The following is a 3265-nucleotide window of genomic DNA, read 5'->3' on the forward strand; positions in this document are numbered from 1 at the left end:
CCTCCGCAACCCCGTCCTCTTCCACCCCACCACCCAAACCCTCATCACCACCCACCACACCACCTTCATCGAACCCAGCCCCCACCCAGTACTCGTCGCATCACTCCAGGACACGGCGGACGTCGCCGGGACCGACCTCACCGCCGTCGGTGCCCTTCGGCGCAACCACGGCAGCCGGGCCGACCTCCTCACCTCCGCCGCGCACGCGTGGGCCCGCGGCCTGCCCGTCGACTGGACCGCGCAGTACCCGGGCGGCCGGCGGATCGTCCTGCCCACCTACCCCTTCCAACGCACCCGGTACTGGATCGACGTGCCGACGACGCACGGGCCGACGGCCGGAGACGGTGGCGACGAGGAGTTCTGGAAGGCGGTGGAAGCCGCCGATGCCGACGCGATCGCCTCACTGCTCGGTCTGAGCGAGGATCAGCCGGACTGGCTACGGCAGGCGATGCCCGCGCTGGGCCGCCGGCGTGAGCTGCGCCGCGCGAGCGGCCGCCTCGACACCCTGCGCTATGCGGTCGAGTGGGTGCCGTCGACCGGCATCGGCCGCGGCACGCCGACCGGCACGTGGCTGGTCGTCACCCCGGACGGCGAGCACGATGCCGCCTGGGCGCAGGCGGCACGGGACGGGCTGCGCGCGGGCGGGGCCGAGGTGGTGGAGCTCCGGCTCGGCGACGAGGACCGCGCCGCGCTGGGCGACCTGCTGCCCCGCGGCCTGGACGCGGTGTTGTCGCTCCTTCCCACCGGTGACGCCGTAGCCCCGAGCCGCGGTGCCATCCCCACGGGCACCGCCACCACGCTGACGCTGGTCCATGCGCTCGCCGACGCCGGTCTGGACGTCCCGCTGTGGACCCTCACGTCGGGCGCGGTCGCGGTGGACCGGGCAGACGTTCTGCGCAACCCCGCGCAGAGCCAGACGTGGGGCCTCGGCCGGGTGGTCGCCCTGGAGCAGCCCGAACGCTGGGGCGGTCTCGTGGACCTCCCCGCCCTCCCCGGCGAGCGGGCGGTCGAATGGCTGCTGGCCGTACTGGCGCAGCGCGGCGAGGACCAGGTCGCCGTCCGCGGATCCGGCACCTTCGTCCGCCGGCTGGTGCACGCCGGGGCGAAGACCCCGGTCACGACGGAGCGCCGGACGCGCGGCACGGTCCTCGTCACCGGCGGTACCGGCGCGCTCGGCGCGCGGGTCGCGCGGCAGCTCGCGCAGGAGGGCGCCGGGCGGCTGGTGCTGGCGAGCCGGCGCGGGCCGCAGGCTCCGGGCGCGGACGCGCTCGCCGAGGAGCTCCGGGCCCTGGGTGCCGAGGTCGCCGTCGTGGCCTGCGACGTGGGCGACCGGTCCGACGTGGCCCGCCTGCTCGGCGGGTTCGCGGTGACCTCCGTGTTCCACACGGCGGGCGTGCTGGACGACGCGGTGGTGCACTCGCTGACGGTGGACCAACTCGACCGGGTCCTGCGGGTCAAGGCGGAGGGCGCCCGCCACCTGCACGAACTCACGGCGGAGCTCGACGAGTTCGTGCTGTTCTCCTCGATCGCCGGGGTGCTCGGCATCCCGGGCCAGGGGGGCTACGCGCCCGGCAACGCCTACCTGGACGCGCTCGCCGAACACCGGCGTTCCCTGGGTCTGCCCGCGACCTCCTACGCATGGGGGCCGTGGGCGGGCGACGGCATGGCCGCGGTCGACGGGGTGCAGGACCGGCTCCGGCGCCACGGAGCCCTGCCCCTCGATCCCGAGCAGGCGCTGGCGGTCCTCGGGCACGGTGCCGACGAGGACCGTGCGACCACCATGGTGGCCGACATCCGCTGGGACCGGTTCCACCTCGCCTACTCCGAGGCCCGGGCCCGGCCGCTGATCGAGGACCTTCCCGAGGTGCGTGCCCTCGTGGCGGCGACGTCCGACAGCCGGGAGGACGACGCCGGGACCGGACTGGCCGCTCGCGTACGGTCCCTGTCCGGGCCGCCGCGGTCGGCGGCGGTGCTCGACGTGGTGCGCGCCCAGGTCGCCGCGGTCCTGGGGCACACCGATCCCCTGCTCGTCGACGTCGAACGGCCCCTGCGCGACCTCGGTTTCGACTCGCTCACGGGTGTGGAACTGCGCAACCGGCTCGCCGCGGAGACCGGGGTCCGGCTGCCGTCGAGCCTGGTCTTCGACTATCCGACGGCCGTCGCGGTGGCGCGCCACGTCGAGTCCCTGCTGGTCGGAGCGGAGGAGACCGGGCCGGCCGCCGTGGCCACTCAGGCGATCGACGACGATCCGGTGGTCGTCGTCGCGATGGCGTGCCGCTACCCGGGAGCCGTCGGCTCACCGGAGGACCTGTGGCGGCTGATCACGGACGGCGGCAACGCCATCGGCGACTTCCCCACCGACCGCGGGTGGGACCTGCAGCAGTTGCTGTCCGGGAACCCGGGGGGGCCGGGCCGCTCGGCGACCGGGCGAGGAGGATTCCTCCACGACGCCGCCGACTTCGACGCGGCGTTCTTCGGGATCTCCCCGCGCGAGGCGCAGGCGATGGACCCGCAGCAGCGGCTGCTGCTGGAGACCGCGTGGGAGGCCTTCGAACGCGCGGGCATCGACCCGACGTCGATGCGCGGCAGCCGGACCGGCGTCTTCGTCGGCCTGTCCTACCAGGACTACCAGTCCCGTGTCACCGAGCCCCCGGAGGAGCTGGAGGGCTACCTGCTGACGGGCGTGACCGCCAGCGTGGCCTCGGGCCGCATCTCCTACACCTTCGGTCTCGAAGGCCCCGCCGTCACCATCGACACCGCCTGCTCCTCGTCGCTGGTCGCCCTGCACCTCGCGGCGGAGTCGGTCCGCCGCGGTGAGTCCTCCGCGGCGCTGGCGGGTGGTGCCGCGCTGATGGCGACGCCGCACATGTTCACGGAGTTCAGCCGACAGCAGGGACTCTCCACGGACGGCACGTGCAAGGCGTTCTCCAGCGATGCCGACGGGTTCGGCTCCGCGGAGGGCGTGGCGCTGATGCTGGTGGAGCGGCTCTCCGACGCCCGGCGCCTGGGCCACCCCGTCCTCGCCGTCGTCCGAGGCTCCGCCGTCAACCAGGACGGCGCCTCCAACGGGCTCACCGCCCCCAACGGCCCCTCCCAGCAACGCGTCATCCGCCAGGCCCTCGCCAACGCCGGCCTCCAGCCCTCCGACATCGACGCCGTGGAGGCACACGGCACCGGCACCCGCCTCGGCGACCCCATCGAAGCCCAGGCACTCCTCGCCACCTACGGACAGGACCGCGAACAACCCCTCTGGCTCGGCTCGGTG

Annotated in this window: 1 protein-coding gene; it reads left to right on the forward strand. The window is 74.6% G+C overall.

Going from position 1 to position 3265, the window contains the following annotated elements; genetic code table 11:
* A partial coding sequence (locus IF30_RS0140020; protein WP_158835983.1) for an SDR family NAD(P)-dependent oxidoreductase occupies positions 1 to 3265 on the forward strand: 3265 nt, incomplete at both ends.

Source organism: Streptomyces sp. NRRL S-350 (genome assembly GCF_000719705.1).
GTDB lineage: Bacteria > Actinomycetota > Actinomycetes > Streptomycetales > Streptomycetaceae > Kitasatospora.